Source organism: Ruminococcus sp. 1001713B170207_170306_F1 (assembly GCF_015668065.1).
GTDB classification, from domain to species: Bacteria; Bacillota; Clostridia; order Lachnospirales; family Lachnospiraceae; genus Blautia_A; species Blautia_A faecis.
This window is the reverse complement of sequence record NZ_JADPEX010000026.1, coordinates 1-19321: the sequence shown is the minus strand read 5'-3', so window position 1 is coordinate 19321 and position 19321 is coordinate 1. Positions and strand designations below refer to the sequence as shown.

Annotated in this window: 16 protein-coding genes, 1 tRNA gene, 1 rRNA gene and 1 riboswitch; all 18 genes read left to right on the top strand. The window is 43.2% G+C overall.

The window, feature by feature from the left end; all coding sequences use genetic code 11:
* The first annotated feature begins 31 nt into the window (after positions 1 to 31).
* A complete protein-coding gene (locus tag I4V84_RS14885; protein ID WP_195992763.1) occupies positions 32 to 646 on the top strand; it encodes a flavin reductase family protein in 615 nt (204 codons plus the stop codon).
* A 60-nt stretch (positions 647 to 706) separates the two neighbouring features.
* Complete coding sequence (locus I4V84_RS14880; protein ID WP_330659856.1) at positions 707 to 1222, top strand: shikimate kinase; 516 nt, start codon at positions 707 to 709, stop codon at positions 1220 to 1222.
* Between the two features lie 143 nt (positions 1223 to 1365).
* Complete coding sequence (locus tag I4V84_RS14875; protein WP_118580853.1) at positions 1366 to 2658, top strand: UDP-N-acetylglucosamine 1-carboxyvinyltransferase; 1293 nt, start codon at positions 1366 to 1368, stop codon at positions 2656 to 2658.
* A gap of 152 nt (positions 2659 to 2810) precedes the next feature.
* Positions 2811 to 2912: riboswitch (SAM riboswitch) on the top strand.
* Between the two features lie 141 nt (positions 2913 to 3053).
* Entirely contained in the window at positions 3054 to 4253 is a 1200-nt protein-coding gene (gene metK / locus I4V84_RS14870) for a methionine adenosyltransferase (RefSeq protein ID WP_118580856.1), read from the top strand.
* A gap of 272 nt (positions 4254 to 4525) precedes the next feature.
* Entirely contained in the window at positions 4526 to 5674 is a 1149-nt protein-coding gene (locus I4V84_RS14865) for a HAMP domain-containing sensor histidine kinase (RefSeq protein ID WP_173770013.1), read from the top strand.
* Complete coding sequence (locus I4V84_RS14860; protein ID WP_118580859.1) at positions 5671 to 6360, top strand: response regulator transcription factor; 690 nt, start codon at positions 5671 to 5673, stop codon at positions 6358 to 6360. The genes I4V84_RS14865 and I4V84_RS14860 overlap by 4 nt, the downstream gene beginning before the upstream one ends.
* Before the next feature lie 27 nt (positions 6361 to 6387).
* The gene (locus I4V84_RS14855; protein ID WP_226837755.1) at positions 6388 to 7986 is read left to right on the top strand and encodes an aminotransferase class I/II-fold pyridoxal phosphate-dependent enzyme; all 1599 of its coding nucleotides are present in this window, start codon (positions 6388 to 6390) and stop codon (positions 7984 to 7986) included.
* Between the two features lie 38 nt (positions 7987 to 8024).
* Positions 8025 to 8588, top strand: a complete 564-nt coding sequence (locus tag I4V84_RS14845) for a hypothetical protein (RefSeq protein ID WP_330386369.1) — start codon at positions 8025 to 8027, stop codon at positions 8586 to 8588.
* 217 nt (positions 8589 to 8805) lie between these two features.
* Complete coding sequence (gene holB / locus I4V84_RS14840; RefSeq protein WP_118580865.1) at positions 8806 to 9795, top strand: DNA polymerase III subunit delta'; 990 nt, start codon at positions 8806 to 8808, stop codon at positions 9793 to 9795.
* A gap of 1 nt (position 9796) precedes the next feature.
* On the top strand, positions 9797 to 10696 hold the full coding sequence (locus tag I4V84_RS14835) for a stage 0 sporulation family protein (RefSeq protein WP_118580868.1): 900 nt from the start codon (positions 9797 to 9799) through the stop codon (positions 10694 to 10696).
* Positions 10689 to 11429, top strand: coding sequence for a tRNA1(Val) (adenine(37)-N6)-methyltransferase (locus tag I4V84_RS14830; RefSeq protein WP_195392124.1), 741 nt, complete (start codon positions 10689 to 10691; stop codon positions 11427 to 11429). Before I4V84_RS14835 ends, I4V84_RS14830 begins: the two co-directional genes overlap by 8 nt.
* A 52-nt stretch (positions 11430 to 11481) precedes the next feature.
* The gene (gene rsmI, locus I4V84_RS14825; RefSeq protein WP_195992761.1) at positions 11482 to 12327 is read left to right on the top strand and encodes a 16S rRNA (cytidine(1402)-2'-O)-methyltransferase; all 846 of its coding nucleotides are present in this window, start codon (positions 11482 to 11484) and stop codon (positions 12325 to 12327) included.
* A gap of 255 nt (positions 12328 to 12582) precedes the next feature.
* A complete protein-coding gene (gyrB, locus tag I4V84_RS14820) occupies positions 12583 to 14505 on the top strand; it encodes a DNA topoisomerase (ATP-hydrolyzing) subunit B (RefSeq protein WP_148463034.1) in 1923 nt (640 codons plus the stop codon).
* Between the two features lie 15 nt (positions 14506 to 14520).
* A complete protein-coding gene (gene gyrA, locus I4V84_RS14815; RefSeq protein WP_195992759.1) occupies positions 14521 to 17073 on the top strand; it encodes a DNA gyrase subunit A in 2553 nt (850 codons plus the stop codon).
* A gap of 15 nt (positions 17074 to 17088) precedes the next feature.
* Positions 17089 to 17646 carry a hypothetical protein gene (locus I4V84_RS14810; protein WP_173716664.1) on the top strand — a complete coding sequence of 186 codons (558 nt, stop codon included), beginning with the start codon at positions 17089 to 17091 and terminating at the stop codon, positions 17644 to 17646.
* A gap of 124 nt (positions 17647 to 17770) precedes the next feature.
* A complete protein-coding gene (locus I4V84_RS14805; RefSeq protein WP_195992757.1) occupies positions 17771 to 18487 on the top strand; it encodes a lysophospholipid acyltransferase family protein in 717 nt (238 codons plus the stop codon).
* Between the two features lie 111 nt (positions 18488 to 18598).
* Positions 18599 to 18686, top strand: a tRNA-Ser gene (locus I4V84_RS14800).
* Between the two features lie 343 nt (positions 18687 to 19029).
* Positions 19030 to 19321, top strand: a 16S ribosomal RNA gene (locus I4V84_RS14795); the annotation flags it as partial.

The window sequence follows — 19321 nt, the reverse complement described above, 5'->3', positions numbered from 1 at the left end:
GGGAAATTTTCACATAAAAGAGGAGCAAAATATGGCAAAACAGACCTGGAAACCAGGCAATATGCTTTACCCGCTTCCTGCTGTGATGGTCAGCGTTACAGATGGCGAGGGTAATGATAATATAATAACAGTAGCGTGGGCTGGCACCGTGTGTACCAACCCGCCAATGGTAAGCATCTCCGTTCGTCCCACCAGATTTTCTTACGATATGATCTGCAAGACAAAGGAATTTGTTCTGAACCTTACCACAGAAGAGCTTGTATACGCCACCGATTATTGTGGCGTGCGGTCCGGCAGAGAGGTTGATAAATTTCAGGAGCTTCATCTTACCAAAGAAAAGGCGGATCAAGTGAAGGCACCAATGATCGGTGAAGCTCCTGTAAATATTGAATGTAAAGTTAAGAAAATTGAGAAGCTTGGTTCTCATCACATGTTCCTTGCGGAAGTAGTTGCAGTGCATGCGGACGAAGCCTATATGGATAAAAATAATAAATTTCAGCTGAATCAGTCAAAACTGATGGTGTATTCCCATGGAGAATATCTGGGACTTGGAAAGAAACTGGGCACCTTTGGATATAGCGTAAAAAAAGGAAAAAAGCATAATCAGAAACTTAAAAATCATCCATTAAAAAACCGAACCCAGTAACAATTTTTTAATATGATTGCAATAATGGCTCTTATGTGTTATTATTTAAAGGAGTATCGAATGAAAATGAATAATATAACATTAATTGGAATGCCCGGTGCAGGTAAAAGCACACTGGGCGTTGTTCTTGCGAAAATACTTGGATACGAATTTTTAGATTCAGACCTTTTAATACAAAAAGAAGAAAAAAGACGTCTTTATCAGATCATTGATGAAGAAGGAGAAGAAGGTTTCAAGGCTATTGAGAATCGCGTAAATGCGTCGATTGATACAGAGAATACTGTAATTGCTACTGGGGGAAGTGTGGTATATTGCAGTGAAGCCATGGAACACTTGAAATCAATTGGGAAGGTAGTTTACCTCAGCCTTTCTCTGGAGTCTCTTGAGAAACGGCTTGGAAATCTTAAGAAGCGGGGAGTTCTTCTGAAAGAAGGACAGACCTTGAAGAGTTTATATGAGGAGCGAGTTCCCTTATACGAGAAATATGCAGACATTGTGGTAGATGAAGAAGGGAAAGATTTGGAAGCAAGTCTGCAGGCACTTTTGGAAACACTACAGACAGGGGTTATTAAGTAACTGTAGATCGTTACTATTCGCGGAATGTGTTACGATGAACGAAGTGAACAGTAACTGTGAATCAGAGGAGGGCTGTCAGGTTATTGGAGAGAAATTGACAATAGCCTTTTTGGCTCGCGGAGTAAGAATAATAGAGGTGTATTATGGAACAGTATGTGATTAAAGGTGGAAATCCGCTTGTTGGTGAAGTAGAGATAGCAGGTGCAAAGAATGCAGCGCTGGCTATTTTATCAGCAGCCATTATGACGGATGAGACAATTCTCATCGAGAATCTGCCTGACGTCAGAGACATCAACGTTTTACTGGAGGCAATAGCTGGCATCGGAGCACAGGTTGACAGAATCAATAAGTCAACTGTTAAGATCAATGGTTCTACCATTGGTGATGTAAGTGTAGATTATGAGTATATTAAGAAGATCCGTGCATCTTACTATCTTCTTGGCGCATTACTTGGCAAATATAAAAGAGCAGAAGTTCCTCTTCCAGGTGGCTGCAATATCGGAAGCCGTCCGATTGACCAGCATCTGAAAGGTTTCAGAGCCCTTGGTGCGAAAGTTGATATTCTTCATGGAGCCATTGTTGCCGAGGCATCTAATCTTCATGGAAGCCATATTTTCCTGGATGTAGTTTCTGTAGGAGCAACCATCAATATTATGATGGCAGCATCTCTTGCACCAGGACGTACGATTATTGAGAATGCTGCCAGAGAGCCACATGTAGTAGATGTTGCCAACTTCCTGAACAGCATGGGAGCCAATATCAAAGGCGCTGGTACAGATGTGATCCGTATCAAGGGTGTTGAGAAGCTTCACCGCACAGAGTATTCCATCATTCCGGACCAGATCGAGGCAGGAACCTTTATGTTCGCTGCAGCAGCTACCGGTGGGGATGTCACAGTTAAGAATGTAATTCCAAAGCATCTCGAAGCTACTACAGCCAAGCTTGAGGAAATCGGATGTGAAGTTCAGGAGTTTGATGATGCCGTACGTGTACGTGCAGTGGGCAGACTTCATCGCACTCATGTGAAGACCCTTCCATATCCGGGATATCCGACTGATATGCAGCCGCAGATTGCGGTTACCCTTGCACTTGCAGAGGGAACCAGCATCGTAACTGAGAGTATTTTTGAGAATCGCTTCAAATATGCAGACGAGCTTTCCAGAATGGGAGCTTGTATTAAGGTTGAAGGCAATTCCGCAATTATTGATGGCGTAAATAAGCTTACTGGTGCAAGAGTAAGCGCACCGGACCTTCGTGCAGGGGCAGCTCTTGTTATTGCAGGACTGGCAGCAGAGGGAATCACCATTGTGGACGATATTGTTTACATCCAGCGTGGCTATGAGAACTTCGAAGAGAAGCTTCGCAGCCTTGGCGCAGAGATCGAGAGAGTTTCCAGTGAGAAGGATATTCAGAAATTCCGCCTGCGTGTAGGGTGAATTGTTAATTTCAGATCGCAGCCTGACCGCCGTGATTTGTTAAGTATCAGATTTGATCTGGTGAAAAATAGTCATAAGACGTTAAATGTCTATTGACAATTATAAGCAATCAGTATATTGTATTGCTTGCAACAGGAAAACTGAAGAATAGCCTTTTATTCAGAGTGGTGGAGATACATAGGATCTATGAAGCCACGGCAACCCCTCGAAAGAGAGGAAGGTGCCAACCTGAGCGAGTGATCGAACAATAAGAGGATTGTTTATATAAAAAGTCATTTATAAGACAGTCCGCTTGTCCGGGCTGTTCTTTTTTTCGCGGAAAACATACAATGCAGCGATAGATATTAGCTGTTTTGGAAATTTTCGCTCCATCGAAGAAAGGGAAAAACAAAAGAATGGAAAACAAAGAAAAAATCTTATTTACTTCCGAATCTGTAACTGAAGGTCATCCGGATAAAATCTGTGATGCCATTTCTGATGCCATCCTGGATGCTCTGATCGCACAGGATCCGATGAGCCGTGTAGCTTGCGAGACTGCAACTACAACAGGTCTTGTTCTGGTTATGGGTGAGATCACTTCCAAGGCAAATATCGATATCCAGTCAATCGTAAGAGAGACAATCCGCGAGATTGGTTATACTCGTGGAAAATTCGGATTCGATGCTGATACATGTGCGGTAATCACAGCACTTGATAAACAGTCTGCTGATATTGCAATGGGTGTTGATAAAGCACTTGAGCAGAAAGAGAATCAGATGGATGAGGACGAGCTTGACTCTATTGGAGCTGGTGACCAGGGAATCCAGTTTGGTTATGCTTCCAACGAGACAGAAGAATACATGCCATACGCAATCAACATGGCACACAAACTTTCTCGTCAGCTGACAAAAGTCCGTAAAGATGGCACTCTGAAATATTTAAGACCAGATGGAAAAACTCAGGTAACAGTTGAGTATGATGAGAATGGCAAACCAAGCCGTATTGATGCAGTTGTTTGCTCCACTCAGCATGACCCGGATGTTACACAGGAGCAGATTCATGCAGACATCAAGAAATACGTATTTGATGAGATCATCCCGGCAGACATGGTAGATGAGGATACGAAATACTTTATCAACCCGACCGGACGTTTCGTTATCGGTGGACCAAACGGCGACAGCGGTCTTACAGGACGTAAGATTATTGTTGATACTTATGGCGGAACAGGACGTCACGGCGGCGGTGCTTTCTCCGGAAAAGACTGCACAAAGGTTGACCGTTCTGCAGCTTATGCAGCACGTTATGTTGCAAAGAACATTGTTGCAGCAGGTCTTGCTGACAAGTGCGAGATCCAGCTTTCCTATGCAATTGGTGTTGCACATCCGACTTCTATTCATGTAGAAACATTTGGAACAGGTAAAGTATCTGATGCGAAACTGGTAGAGATCATCCGTGAGAACTTTGACCTTCGTCCGGCTGGAATCATCAAAATGCTTGATCTCCGCCGCCCGATCTACAAACAGACTTCTGCATACGGACATTTCGGCCGTACAGATGTAGATCTTCCGTGGGAGCATCTAGACAAGGTTGATGATCTGAAGAAATATCTTGCGTAAAATTTGGTTAAAAGAAAATGGCTTGTATTGAAGCCTGCTTGAAAATTCCATATTAAAGTTAGAGCCTGGAAGAGACTGGTATATAGCAGAAGAAGTCTTTTCCAGGTTTTTTATGTTGAAAAACTGAATATTATAGAGCTATTTTTTATAGAAAATTAAGAGATGAAATCAGAGCTTTATGCTATAATCTATATAAATCCGGTGAAGCAGCTTCATACGACAGGGAAGCTGTTGAAAATTTCCGTAAAAAGAAGAAAAAGGATAGAACTGTTATGAAGCTAAAAACAAGAATCATTCTGGGATTCACCATGATCATTCTTATGCCTCTGCTTCTGTTTGCCGCCACTTTGTATGGATTCAGCCAGTCACAGGCGCAGAAAGCACAGGCAGTGACTGAGAGCGATGGAACAGTATATGATATTTCCATAACAGACTCAGCCGACAGTCAGGGCAGGGTACATGTAATGGCCAAGGATTTGTTTATCAGTGCGTTTGTAATCCTGATCTCCGTTGCTTTGGTAGTTGGTCTTTGGGTATATCGCAGCATTGCCGTTCCATTGGTTAAATTAAAAAAAGCGACGCAGAATATAAAAGAGGGCAACCTGGATTTCGTTCTGGATGTAGAAGGAAAAGACGAATTTTCTGAGCTCTGTCAGGATTTCGAGGAAATGCGCCGCCGTCTGAAAGAATCTACAGAAGAAAAAAGCCTTATAGAAAAAGAGAACAGAGAGCTGATCAGCAACATTTCCCATGATCTGAAAACTCCGATCACAGCAGTGAAAGGATATGTAGAGGGAATCATGGATGGAGTGGCAGATACCCCTGAGAAAATGGATCGCTATGTCCGCACCATCTACAACAAGACAAATGAGATGGATCATCTGATCAACGAGCTGACTTTTTATTCCAAAATCGATACCAACCGCATTCCTTATACTTTCAACAAACTAAATGTGGAAGATTATTTTGAAGATTGTTCAGAGGAAGTTGGTCTGGAACTTGAGACCAGGGGAATTGAGCTGGTTTATGCCAACTATGTGGAAAAAGATGTTATGGTAATTGCCGATGGGGAGCAGATCCGCCGTGTTATCCATAACATTATCAGCAACGCTATCAAATATATGGACAAGCCTAAAGGAATCATTCAGATCCGAATCAAGGATGTGGGTGATTTTATCCAGATTGAGATTGAGGACAATGGAAAAGGTATTGGCCCGAAGGATCTGCCTTATATTTTCGACCGTTTTTACCGTACAGATGTTTCACGAAATTCTTCCAAAGGCGGAAGCGGAATCGGTCTTTCCATTGTAAAGAAAATTCTGGAGGACCATGGGGGAAAGGTATGGGCCACAAGCCGTCTTGGAATCGGCACGATCATGTATTTTGTACTTAGAAAATACCAGGAGGTACCAATGAAATGAGCAGAATTCTGATCATTGAAGATGAAGAAGCAATTGCAGAGCTTGAGAAAGACTATCTGGAGCTCTCAGGATTTGAAGTTATAATCTGCAACAGAGGCGATCTGGGGCTTAATATGGCACTGAAAGAAGATTTTGACCTGATTATTCTGGATCTGATGCTGCCGGAGATAGACGGGTTTGAAATCTGCCGCCAGGTAAGAGAAGCTAAGAATACTCCGATCATTATGGTTTCCGCGAAGAAAGATGATATTGACAAGATCCGCGGTCTTGGACTTGGGGCTGACGATTACATGACCAAGCCATTTAGCCCAAGCGAGCTTGTTGCCAGAGTAAAGGCACATATGGATCGCTATAATCGTCTGATCGGCTCCACCACGCAAAAGAACGATATTATTGAGATTCGTGGAATCAAGATCGACAAGACTGCCCGCCGCGTCTGGGTAAATGGCGAGGAGAAAACTTTTACCACCAAGGAATTTGATCTGCTCACATTCCTGGCCCAGAATCCAAACAGAGTTTTTACAAAGGAAGAGCTTTTCAGGGAAATCTGGGATATGGAATCGGTAGGCGATATTGCCACAGTTACAGTTCATATCAAGAAAATCCGTGAGAAAATTGAGTATAATAATGCCAAGCCGCAGTATATCGAGACCATCTGGGGCGTGGGATACAGATTTAAAGTGTGATAATTTCTGAGAAAATTGAGAGGTAAAATGAGAAGACTATATAAAGAATTGGAGAACTACGGCAAATCCGACTTTTATCCTTTCCATATGCCTGGTCACAAGCGGAATAAGGCGTGCATAGAGGGGGATTTTCCTATTGAACGTGATATTACAGAAATAGACGGATTCGACGATCTGCATCATTCTGAGGGAATTTTACTTGAAGCGCAGAATGCCTTATCCAGAATGTACGGCACCAGGAAAAGTTTTTTCAGTGTCAACGGAAGTACGGCAGGAATTCTTACTGCCATTTCCGCATCTGTGAAAAAGGGTGGACAGATTCTGGTGGCCAGAAACTGTCACAAGGCTGTTTACCACGCAATTTACCTTCGGGAACTGGTTCCCACATATATTTATCCACAATCTGACAACGATTTGGGGATAAATGGTTCAATTTCCGTATCCCGTGTGGAAAGATATCTTGAGGAAAATCCGAAAATTGAAGCAGTCCTTATTACATCGCCTACTTATGATGGTGTGGTTTCAGATGTGCGCAAGATTGCGGAAACTGCCCACAAACATGGAATTCCGCTGATCGTGGATGAAGCCCACGGCGCTCATTTCAGATTCTCTGACTATTTTCCTGTTTCAGCAGCAGATCTGGGAGCAGATGTGGTGATCCAGAGCTTTCACAAAACATTGCCGGCCATGACCCAGACTGCAGTGCTTCATCTGTGCAGTGAACGTGTAAGTGAGAAGCTGATCCGCAGATTTCTTGGAATTTATGAGACCAGCAGTCCGTCTTATATACTTATGTCCAGTCTGGATGCCTGTGTAGCGAAGCTGGAAAAAGACAGCGGACGATTATTTGATGAATTTACGGAAAATCTGGAAGCCGCCCGCAGACAGCTTGGTCAGCGCAGGTATATACGTCTGTTACAGACACCGGAAGAGACTGGGGAAGAAAAGGACGAACAGGGCACAACAGAAATATTTGATTATGACCGCTCTAAGCTGATTCTGTCCACATTGCACAGCAGTTTAAATGGTCCGGAACTTGCGGGAATCCTTCGAAGAAAATATCATTTGGAAGTTGAGATGACTACAGAGAATTATGTGCTTGCGCTGGCAGCAGTTGGAGACACCAGGGAAGGATTCCGGAGGCTTTGCAAAGCTATAGAAGAAATCGACAGACAGGAAGCTGAACTGGCAGAGAAGAGCAGGAATATAACAGAGAAAATAGCTGTTGGAAATTCAGATTATGTACCGGAAGTGGAAAGGCAGAAGTGTGTTAAATGTAATTCTGAAGATTGTGAAAGATGTGAAAAAAAGGATACCCGCAGCGATGGCTTGCGAAATGAAAAATATGCCTGCAAGTGTGGTCCTATGAAGCAGCTTATGTCCATTTCCAGGGCAATGGATGCCCCATCCCAGCTTTGTCTTCTGGAAGAAAGTGCAGGGAAAATTGCCGCAGAATTTGTATATCTTTATCCGCCGGGGATTCCCATTATTGTTCCAGGCGAACAGATTACTGGACTTTTTACAAGGAATGTGAGAAGATATATGGAACAGGGACTGAATCTTCACGGTCTTTGCGGAGAAAATAACGAAACAATAAGCGTAGTAAAGGAGCAGGCAGAGGTGTAACCCCTGCCTGATACATTATGGGAAAAATATTTTACATTATGGGAAAAAGCGCATCTGGTAAGGATCATATATATGCCAGGCTGGCAGCACATGAGGGATTGGGACTTAAGAAGCTGGTTCTTTATACTACCCGCCCAATCCGTGCAGAGGAAGAGAATGGTAAACAGTACTATTTCGTGGATGATAAAAAGCTGGAAGAATTTCGAAGCAGCGGAAATCTGATCGAGGCCAGAGCTTATCATACAGTACATGGAATCTGGAACTATTTTACAGCAGATGACGGTCAGGTGGATTTGGAAAATGCTGACTATCTGGGAATCGGTACACTTGAATCTTATGTGAAAATGAGAGAATACTATGGAAAAGAGAATGTTTGTCCTGTTTATATCGAAGTGGAGGACGGAGAGCGTCTTGCAAGAGCATTGAAAAGAGAGCGTGGTCAGGAGATACCCCGCTATGAGGAAATGTGCAGAAGATTTCTTGCAGATCAGGAGGATTTTTCCGAAGAAAAAATTGCTGCTGCCGGGATTACGAGAAAATTCCAGAATGTTGATCTGGAGGAATGTGTAGAAGAAATTGCTGAATATATTAGACAGGCATAATGTGCATCGCGAAGCGCGTTACTGGTCACGGAGTGAACAGTAACACATTTTTTGTTGATAAGTGAATAAATTCACAAAAAACTATAGCATGATTTTGTCGTACATGATAGAATTAAAGGGTAAATACATTTAGAGTGTATTTGTACAAAATAAGCTATGCAGGGGTGCTGACCGCAGCCTTTGACAATAGCGAAAATGATAGGGTGAGGTGATTCCGATGTTAGGGTTTAACGACATTATAGGACATGAAGAGATAATCAGACATTTGAAGAATGCCATACAGACAGAGAAAGTGTCCCATTCGTATATTTTTACAGGTGACCCTGGTTCTGGAAAGAAATTGCTGGCAGGAACCTATGCGATGACATTGCAGTGTGAAGAGGGCGGTACGGAGCCTTGCGGACATTGTGATTCCTGCAAGAAGGCAATCGGTAAGAATCACCCGGATATCATTATGGTGACCCATGAGAAGCCAAATGTGATTACAATTGACGAAATCAGGGAACAGATTATCAATGATGTGGATATTAAGCCATACTGCAGCCCATACAAGATTTATATTGTGGCAAATGCAGAGCTGATGAATCCCCAGGCACAGAATGCTCTTCTGAAGACCATTGAAGAGCCGCCGGAATATGCAGTTATCATGCTTCTCACAAGCAATATTGATGCTCTGCTGCCGACCATTCGTTCCAGATGTGTACGTCTGGATCTGAAGGTTGTAGATGACGGTTTGGTAAAGAAGTACCTGATGGAGCATCTCCATATACCGGATTATCAGGCTGAGATCGATGCTTCCTATGCTCATGGCAGTATTGGCAGAGCGAAACAGGTAGCTACTTCCCAGGAGTTTGCAGATATGACCCAGAATGCACTCCGCATCCTGAAGAATGCAGACGGAATGGAAGTATATGAGCTTACAGAAGCAATCAAGGAGCTTTCCAATGACAAGCAGAACATCAGTGACTATCTGGATCTTTTCCAGTTCTGGTTCCGTGATGTACTGATGTTTAAGGCTACACGGGAAGTTGATAATCTTGTATTTAAGCAGGAAATAAATTATATAAGGGAACAGGCAAGCCAGCGTTCCTATGAGAACCTGGAGAAGATTCTGGATGCACTGGAGAAAACAAAAGTACGTCTTCGTGCCAATGTAAATACAGAACTTGCTCTTGAGCTTCTGTTCCTTACAATCAGGGAGAAATAGAATGGCAAAAGTAGTAGGCGTAAGATTTCGGAATGTAGGTAAGATCTATTACTTCAATCCGAAGAACTATAAAGTGAAACCGGGCGATCATGTAATTGTGGAGACTGCCCGCGGTGTTGAGTATGGAAAGGTGGTGCTTGCACCTAAGGATGTGGTGGATGACCAGGTGGTACATCCTTTGAAGGAAGTGCTTCGTGTGGCTACCAAAGACGATGATGAAAGAGAGAAGTATAACAGGGAGCGTGAGAGGGACGCTTTCAAGATCTGCCAGAAGAAGATTCGCGAGCATGGACTTGAGATGAAGCTGATTGACGCAGAGTATACTTTTGATAACAATAAAGTGTTGTTTTACTTTACAGCAGACGGCAGAATTGATTTTCGCCAGCTGGTAAAGGATCTTGCATCTATTTTTAAGACAAGAATTGAACTTCGCCAGATTGGTGTAAGAGATGAAACAAAAATTCTTGGAGGAATCGGTATCTGCGGCAGATGTCTCTGTTGTCATACTTATCTTTCCGAGTTTGCACCTGTATCCATCCGAATGGCCAAGGAACAGAATCTCTCTCTGAACCAGACGAAGATTTCAGGTGTATGCGGAAGACTGATGTGCTGTCTGAAGAATGAGCAGGAGACCTATGAGGAGCTGAATCGCAGACTTCCGGGAATCGGGGATACGGTAACTACTCCAGATGGAATCCAGGGCAATGTACAGAGTGTAAATGTACTTCGCCAGCTTGTAAAGGTAGTAGTAGAAATTGGTGATGAGAAAGAAATTCAGGAATTCCCTGTAGGCGAACTGAAATTCCGTTCCAGAAAAAAGAAAGTAAAAGTCTCTGAACAGGAATTAAAGGAACTGAAGGATCTTGAAGATAAAAAGGGAGATTCCAAATTAGATGATTAATGATCTTGTGAAGGAGAATGAGCGGGTAGATGATCTGCAGAATGGCTATTATATCATTCAGGATCCCCGGAAATTCTGCTTCGGTATGGACGCTGTTCTTTTATCTGGGTTTGCCAGAGTGAAGAAGGGAGAGAAGGTTCTCGATATGGGAACGGGAACTGGTATTATTCCGGTACTCCTTGCTTCCAAGACTGTGGGAGAGCATTTCACAGGTCTGGAAATCCAGGAAGAGTGTGCTGAAATGGCAGCAAGAAGTGTGAAATACAATAACCTGGAGGACAGGGTCAGTATCAGACAAGGTGATATTAAGGAGGCTGTCAGTATTTTCGGGGCAGCTTCTTTTCATGTTGTCACCTGCAATCCGCCCTATATGATCGGGCAGCATGGACTGACCAATCCGCATATGCCAAAGGCAATCGCCCGACATGAGATCCTTTGTACTCTTGAGGATGTGGTAAGCCAGGCTTCGAAGCTTCTTGGAGACAGAGGACGTTTTTACATGGTACACAGACCGTTCAGACTGACAGAAATTATGCAGGTTTTGACGAAATATAAGCTGGAGCCTAAGCGTATGCAGCTTGTTTATCCATACATTGACAGGGAGCCTAATATGGTGCTCATAGAAGCCCTGAAAGGCGGCAATTCCCGGATTACTGTGGAAAGACCGCTGATCGTGTATGAGAAGCCGGGAGTCTATACAAAGGACATTCTGGAAATGTACGATATGATTTAAAAAGATCGCAAATAAAAAATGAAAAACAGATGATTGCAGAAGGGAGAAAAATATGAGTGGTAAATTATATCTATGTGCCACGCCAATCGGAAATCTGGAGGATATTACGCTTCGCGTGCTCCGTGTTCTGAAGGAAGTGGATCTGATCGCTGTGGAAGACACCCGCAACAGTATCAAGCTTCTCAATCATTTTGACATAAAAACTCCAATGACCAGTTACCATGAGTACAACAAAGTGGAGAAAGCCTACACCCTCATTGAGAAAATGCAGGAGGGTCTGAATGTGGCTCTGATCACAGATGCGGGAACACCTGGAATTTCTGACCCAGGGGAAGTATTGGCTGCTATGTGTTACGATGCCGGAATTGAAGTAACTTCGCTTCCAGGCCCGGCAGCATGCATCACGGCTCTTACCCTGTCCGGACTTTCCACCCGCAGATTTGCATTCGAGGCCTTTTTACCTCCGGATAAAAAAGAGAGGAAAGCCATTCTGGAAGAGTTGAAAAACGAAACCCGCACCATCATCCTTTATGAGGCACCCCATCACTTGGTTGGTACCCTGCAGGAATTGTACCATGCTCTTGGAAACCGCAGAATGACTCTTTGCCGTGAGCTTACCAAGAAGTATGAAACGGCATTTCGGACAACAATCGAAGATCTGATTGCTTTTTACAAAGATCAGAAGCCCCTTGGAGAGTGTGTCCTGGTGATCGAGGGCAGAAGCCGAAAGGAAATGGAACAGGAGTCACAGGAATCCTGGAGAGACATCTCCATTGAGGAACATATGGCGATTTATGAGAATCAGGGGATCGCACGCAAAGAGGCAATGAAGATGGTTGCAAAGGATCGAGGTGTGACAAAAAGAGATATTTACCAGGCGCTTTTGCTGCAAAAATAGAGAAGAAACTGTTCTGGCAGGTGTTATTCCTGACAAGCAGACATATAGGGGGAGATAAGGCGTATTTTTGACGGATATCCGTTGAAAATACGCCGTTTTTTTTACATCTTGAAATGGCTTTTAACTGGCAAAAACGGGGTTTTTGTGCTATAATAAATCTGTATTTTTATGCGCAAAAACAGGAATGAGATCTGGCAGCAGAAATGAGCCGTAAATTCCTGTAACTTTTTAATAGATCATAACAGGAGGAATATCATGGGCGAAACAAATACAGAATACGGAGCGGACCAAATCCAGATTCTGGAGGGTCTGGAAGCCGTACGTAAGAGACCTGGTATGTACATTGGAAGTACATCCAGCCGTGGTCTCCATCATCTTGTATACGAAATCGTGGACAATGCCGTAGATGAGGCACTGGCTGGTTACTGTACAGAAATAAATGTAGCGATCAATCCTGATAACTCCATCACAGTTGTAGACAATGGACGAGGCATTCCGGTAGGAATCAATCATAAAGCCGGCATTCCAGCTGTAGAGGTGGTATTTACCATTCTTCATGCCGGCGGTAAGTTTGGCGGTGGAGGATACAAGGTATCAGGAGGTCTTCACGGAGTAGGTGCATCCGTTGTTAATGCACTTTCTGAATGGCTTGAAGTATCAATCTGCAGAGATGGAAAGAGATATGAGCAGCGTTACGAGCGTGGTAAGACAATGTATCCGCTTAAGGAAGTTGGAGAATGTGGTGATTCTACCGGAACTACTGTTACTTTTCTCCCGGACAAGCAGATATTCGAGGAGACTGTATACGATTACGATATCCTGAAACAGCGTCTCCGTGAAATGGCTTTTCTTACCAAAGGTCTGAAGATCATTCTTACTGACAAGCGGGAAGGTATGGAACGGGAGAAAACTTTCCACTATGAAGGTGGTATCCGTGAATTTGTAACTTATCTGAACAGAAGTAAAGAAGCTCTTTATCCGGAGATCATTTACTGCGAGGGTGAGAAGGACGGTGTGGCGGTTGAAGTTGCCATGCAGCACAATGATTCTTATACAGAGAATACTTACGGATTTGTAAACAATATTAATACTCCTGAAGGCGGTACCCATATTACTGGTTTCAGAAATGCCATTACAAACACATTTAACGATTACGCCAGAAAGAATAAGCTTCTCAAGGACAGCGAGCCAAACCTTTCCGGTGATGATATCCGAGAAGGCCTGACAGCCATTGTCAGCGTTAAAATTGGCAATCCGCAGTTTGAAGGCCAGACGAAGCAGAAACTTGGCAACAGTGAGGCCAGAGGAGCTGTAGACAGTGTTGTAAGCAAACAGCTGGAGATTTTTCTGGAACAGAATCCTGCTGTAGCCAAGGCAACCGTAGAGAAGTCTGTACTTGCCCAGAGAGCCAGAGAGGCAGCGCGTAAGGCCCGAGATCTTACCAGAAGGAAGTCTGCCCTTGACAGTATGTCCCTTCCAGGCAAGCTTGCCGATTGCTCGGACAAGAATCCGGAGAATTGCGAAATCTATATCGTAGAGGGTGATTCCGCGGGTGGCTCTGCGAAGACAGCTCGTAACCGTGCTACACAGGCTATCCTTCCTCTTCGTGGAAAAATACTGAACGTAGAGAAAGCCCGTCTGGACAAGATTTATGCAAACAAAGAGATCAAGGCTATGATCACAGCCTTTGGTACCGGTATTCATGATGATTTCGATATTTCCAAACTGAGATATCACAAGATCATCATTATGACTGATGCCGATGTTGACGGTGCCCACATTGCCACACTGCTTCTTACATTCCTGTACAGATTTATGCCGGAACTGATCAAGCAGGGCTATGTATATCTGGCACAGCCGCCGCTGTACAAGATCGAGAAGAACAAGAAGGTATGGTACGCTTATGATGACGATGAGCTGAACGCCATCCTTACAGAGATAGGACGAGACTCCAACAATAAGATCCAGCGTTACAAAGGTCTGGGAGAGATGGATGCAGAGCAGCTTTGGGAGACTACCATGGATCCGGAGAAGCGTATTCTTCTCCGCGTTACAATGGATGAGGCAGCTACCTCCGAAATTGACCTTGTATTTACCACACTTATGGGTGACAAGGTAGAACCAAGACGTGAATTTATCGAAGAGAATGCACGCTTTGTAAAGAATCTGGATATCTAGGGGAGATAGAACAATATGGATGACAAGATTTTTGACCAGGTCCATGATGTGGATCTGGAGAAAACCATGAAAGAATCTTACATCGAATATGCTATGAGCGTTATTGCTTCAAGAGCGCTTCCTGATGTAAGAGATGGTTTGAAACCGGTACAGCGTAGAGTGCTGTATTCTATGATCGAATTGAACAACGGTCCGGATAAGCCACATCGTAAATGTGCCCGTATCGTTGGTGATACCATGGGTAAGTATCATCCTCATGGTGACAGCTCTATTTACGGAGCACTTGTAAATATGGCACAGGACTGGTCTTTCCGCTATACTCTTGTTGACGGACATGGAAACTTCGGTTCTGTGGACGGCGACGGCGCAGCTGCCATGCGATACACTGAGGCCCGCCTGAGCAAAATTTCCATGGAGATGCTTGCTGACATTAATAAAGATACTGTAGACTTCCAGCCAAACTTTGATGAAACTGAGAGAGAGCCAAAGGTGCTTCCTTCCAGGTTCCCGAACCTGCTAGTCAATGGTACTACAGGTATTGCTGTTGGTATGGCTACCAATATTCCGCCTCACAATCTTCGTGAGGTTATTAATGCTGTTGTAAAAATTATTGACAATACCATCGAGGAGCAGAGAGAAACCACAATTGAAGAGCTTCTTGACGTTGTAAAAGGCCCGGATTTCCCTACAGGAGCCACTATTCTCGGAAGAAGGGGAATCGAGGAGGCATACCGCACAGGCCGCGGAAAGATCCGTGTACGTGCAGTATCAAATATTGAGACCTTACCAAATGGAAAATCACGTATTATCGTTACGGAGCTTCCCTATCTGGTAAATAAAGCCCGGCTGATCGAGAAGATCGCAGAGCTTGTCCGTGATAAAAAGATTGATGGAATTACTGACCTGAATGATCATTCCAGCCGTGAGGGAATGCGTATTTGTATTGACCTGCGTAAAGATGCCAATGCAAATGTTGTTCTGAATCAGCTGTACAAGCATACCCAGCTGCAAGATACTTTTGGCGTTATTATGCTTTGCGTGGTACCTCAGGGCGACAGCCTTGTACCAAAGGTACTGAATCTGAAAGAACTTCTGGAGCATTATCTGGCTCATCAGGAGGACGTTGTTACCAGAAGAACCAAATATGATCTGAATAAAGCACAGGAACGTGCTCACATTTTGGAAGGCTTGCTGAAAGCCCTGGATAATATCGACGAAGTTATCAGAATCATTCGTGCTGCCCGCAATGTTCAGATTGCGAAGCAGGAATTGATGGACAGATTTGAACTGACGGATGTGCAGGCTCAGGCTATTGTAGATATGCGTCTGAGAGCTCTCACCGGTTTGGAAAGAGAGAAGCTGGAAGCAGAATATGCAGAATTAGAAGAGAAGATCCGCAAATTCCTGGCAATTCTTGCAGACAGAAATCTCCTTCTTCGTGTTGTAAGGGAAGAAATCCTCGCAATCGCTGATAAATACGGCGATGAGAGAAGAACTGCCATCGGATATGATGTCTATGATCTTTCCACAGAAGATCTGATTCCAAGGGAAAATACGGTCATTACTATGACAAAACTTGGTTATATCAAGAGAATGACTGTAGATAATTTCCGCAGCCAGAACAGAGGTGGACGTGGAATCAAGGGAATGCAGACCATCGATGACGATTACATTGAAGAACTGCTTATGACTACTACTCACCATTATCTGATGTTCTTTACCAATACAGGACGTGTATACAGACTGAAAGCATACGAGATCCCTGAGGCAGGAAGAACTGCAAGAGGTACTGCAATTGTCAATCTTCTGCAGCTTATGCCAGGTGAGCGCATTACATCTGTTATTCCTATGCGTAAATTTGAAGAAGGCAAGTATCTGGTTATGGCAACTAAGGCTGGTCTTGTGAAGAAGACACCTATGGAAGAATATGCAAATGTACGTAAGACAGGTCTTGTGGCAATCACACTTCGTGATGATGATGAGCTTATTGAAGTTAAGGCTACAGACGATACAAAAGATATTATGCTTGTAACGAAAGACGGTATGTGCATCCGTTTCAAGGAGACTGATGTAAGAAGTACCGGAAGAAGCTCCATGGGTGTTCGTGGTATGAATCTTGATCCTGGAGATGAGGTTGTGGCAATGCAGCTGAATTCTCAGGGAGATTACCTGCTTGTAGTATCTGAAAATGGTATGGGCAAACGTACAGCTATGAGTGAATTTACCTCCCAGAACCGTGGAGGTAAGGGTGTGAAGTGTTACAAGATCACCGAGAAAACCGGTAATGTGATTGGTGCTAAAGCTGTCAATGAAGAAAACGAGATTATGATGATCACTACAGAAGGAATCATTATTCGTATTACCTGTGCTGGAATTTCTATTCTTGGAAGAATCACTTCCGGAGTGAAGCTGATCAATCTGGATGAGGGTGTAACAGTGGCAAGTCTTGCCAAGGTTCGCGAGAAAGCAGAGGGAAATACGGAGAACGGCAGCAGTGAGGAGCCGACTGAGGAGACTGAGGAAGTTTTTGAAGAAGAGGATTCACAGGATACAAATGATGCAGAATAAAGGAATCTGTGAAGTATGAAAAAAAGAACCAGAATTTTAATCCTGGGTATTGCCATGATGTTTATCATGGCAATGTCCGGATGCGGCGTAAATCATAAATCGCCGGAGGGAGTAGTGGAAGCCCTCATAAAGAATTATGTAAGCGGAAGTGAGAAGAAGGTGAAGCAGTGTTATTCTCAGGAAAAGGATACCAATGAACTTCTGCAGAATGAGATTGATGCTACTTTGAAATATTTTGCTGCTCATAATCCAACAAAAGTAAAGGTGGAACAGTGCGATATTCTTTCCGAAAACGGTGACTATACTTACGTGTACATTATTTACAATCTGGTATTGGAAAATGACCAGGAGTATCCATGCGTAGGAACCTATATGACGGAGAAAAAAGATGGTAAATACTATGTAATGTCACCTTCCGAGATCACAGATGATCTGCGGAATCAGGCTGCGGATGACTATGCCAAGTTTATGACTGCAGATTCGTATAAGACTTATACGAAAGCATACAATGTATTTATCAAAAAGAACCCGGGGTATGAGGAGAAAATTGCAAATAAGCTGGATGCAGAGTAGAAGGGAGGCTGCTGCAGGATGATTGAATCTTGCAGTGGCCCTTTTTCATATCGTGATTTGATATGGAACCGAAAAATATTTTTATCGCACTGGGGAGTTTTGCATAGAGGAAAGGAGCTTGGAAATGAAAAGAATCATTGTAATGGTACTGAAGAATATTATATTCGTACCATATTATTGGATCATGCTGAACTGGTATGCTGCGCATGTGGATAAATACACAGAGGAACAGCGCTATGCCATGTTGAAAAAAATTGACCATGCAGCTAATCGTGGAGGAAATCTTCATATAGACGGCCATGGAGTAGAAAATATACCTTCGCAAAATGGGTTTATGTTTTATCCGAATCACCAGGGATTGTATGACGTGCTTGCCATAATGGAGGTCTGCCCGGTACCTTTTTCAGTAGTTGCAAAGAAGGAAGTTGGAAATGTACCGTTTTTGAAGCAGGTATTTTCATGTATGAAGGCATTTTTGATTGACAGGGAAGATATTAAACAATCTATGCAGGTGATCATTAATGTAACGAAAGAAGTAAAAGCAGGAAGAAATTATCTCATTTTTGCAGAAGGGACCAGAAGCAAAAATGGAAACCATCCTCAGGAATTTAAAGGCGGAAGTTTTAAGGCTGCCATGAAAGCAAAATGTCCGATTGTACCGGTTGCATTGATTGATTCTTATAAAGCATTTGATACCGGTTCTGCAAAAATGCTGAATGTTCAAGTGCATTTTCTGAAGCCCGTGGAATATGAAGAATATAAAGATATGAAATCAACTGAGATTGCCGCAGAGGTAAAAAGAAGAATTGAAGAGACTATCCGGGCGAATGAAAATAAATAAAAAAACTTAAAAAAGATGTTGACAAGAAGTGATCTTTTAAGTATAATAACAAATGCGCTACGAAAGATGCGCAACTCCACAATTTAACATTGGTTAAGTAGTTCGGAGACTGGAGAAGTACTCAAGAGGCCGAAGAGGTGCCCCTGCTAAGGGTATAGGTCGTTAACGCGGCGCGAGGGTTCAAATCCCTCCTTCTCCGCTTTTGATTTTTTAAAATTTTAAATTTAAAAAAATCAAAAAAGTGGTTGACAAAGCTTTCTACTTGTGGTAAAGTAGACAAGTCGTCAATAAAGACAAAAAAACTTCATCAAAAAAGTTTTGAAAAAAACTTAAAAAAGTTCTTGACAAACAAAAACAGATGAGGTAAAATAAACAAGCTGTCGCAAAGAGATGACAGCGAAACAACCTTGATAACTAAACAGTGAAACACATACGATTCTCGAAAATTCTTAACGAATTATCATTCAAATGAATGAACTTTTTATAACAGTAATGACGAGAGATAACTAAGCTAGTTGGTTGTCTTGAGTACATCAAACACTTTATCAGAGAGTTTGATCCTGGCTCAGGATGAACGCTGGCGGCGTGCTTAACACATGCAAGTCGAACGGGAAATATTTTATTGAAGCTTCGGTTGATTTAATTTATTTCTAGTGGCGGACGGGTGAGTAACGCGTGGGTAACCTGCCTTATACTGGGGGATAACAGCCAGAAATGACTGCTAATACCGCATAAGCGCACAGAACCGCATGGTTCGGTGTGAAAAACTCCGGTGGTATAAGATGGACCCGCGTTGGATTAGCTAGTTGGCAGGGCAGCGGCCTACCAAGGCGA

Coding starts and splice junctions, on each gene's coding strand:
- gyrB (WP_148463034.1), top strand. CDS start 12,583: ATGGGCGAAACAAATACAGAATACGGAGCGGACCAAATCCAGATTCTG.
- I4V84_RS14805 (WP_195992757.1), top strand. CDS start 17,771: ATGAAAAGAATCATTGTAATGGTACTGAAGAATATTATATTCGTACCA.
- I4V84_RS14865 (WP_173770013.1), top strand. CDS start 4,526: ATGAAGCTAAAAACAAGAATCATTCTGGGATTCACCATGATCATTCTT.
- I4V84_RS14880 (WP_330659856.1), top strand. CDS start 707: ATGAAAATGAATAATATAACATTAATTGGAATGCCCGGTGCAGGTAAA.
- I4V84_RS14810 (WP_173716664.1), top strand. CDS start 17,089: ATGAAAAAAAGAACCAGAATTTTAATCCTGGGTATTGCCATGATGTTT.
- rsmI (WP_195992761.1), top strand. CDS start 11,482: ATGAGTGGTAAATTATATCTATGTGCCACGCCAATCGGAAATCTGGAG.
- I4V84_RS14835 (WP_118580868.1), top strand. CDS start 9,797: ATGGCAAAAGTAGTAGGCGTAAGATTTCGGAATGTAGGTAAGATCTAT.
- I4V84_RS14885 (WP_195992763.1), top strand. CDS start 32: ATGGCAAAACAGACCTGGAAACCAGGCAATATGCTTTACCCGCTTCCT.
- metK (WP_118580856.1), top strand. CDS start 3,054: ATGGAAAACAAAGAAAAAATCTTATTTACTTCCGAATCTGTAACTGAA.
- I4V84_RS14855 (WP_226837755.1), top strand. CDS start 6,388: ATGAGAAGACTATATAAAGAATTGGAGAACTACGGCAAATCCGACTTT.
- holB (WP_118580865.1), top strand. CDS start 8,806: ATGTTAGGGTTTAACGACATTATAGGACATGAAGAGATAATCAGACAT.
- gyrA (WP_195992759.1), top strand. CDS start 14,521: ATGGATGACAAGATTTTTGACCAGGTCCATGATGTGGATCTGGAGAAA.
- I4V84_RS14830 (WP_195392124.1), top strand. CDS start 10,689: ATGATTAATGATCTTGTGAAGGAGAATGAGCGGGTAGATGATCTGCAG.
- I4V84_RS14845 (WP_330386369.1), top strand. CDS start 8,025: ATGGGAAAAAGCGCATCTGGTAAGGATCATATATATGCCAGGCTGGCA.
- I4V84_RS14860 (WP_118580859.1), top strand. CDS start 5,671: ATGAGCAGAATTCTGATCATTGAAGATGAAGAAGCAATTGCAGAGCTT.
- I4V84_RS14875 (WP_118580853.1), top strand. CDS start 1,366: ATGGAACAGTATGTGATTAAAGGTGGAAATCCGCTTGTTGGTGAAGTA.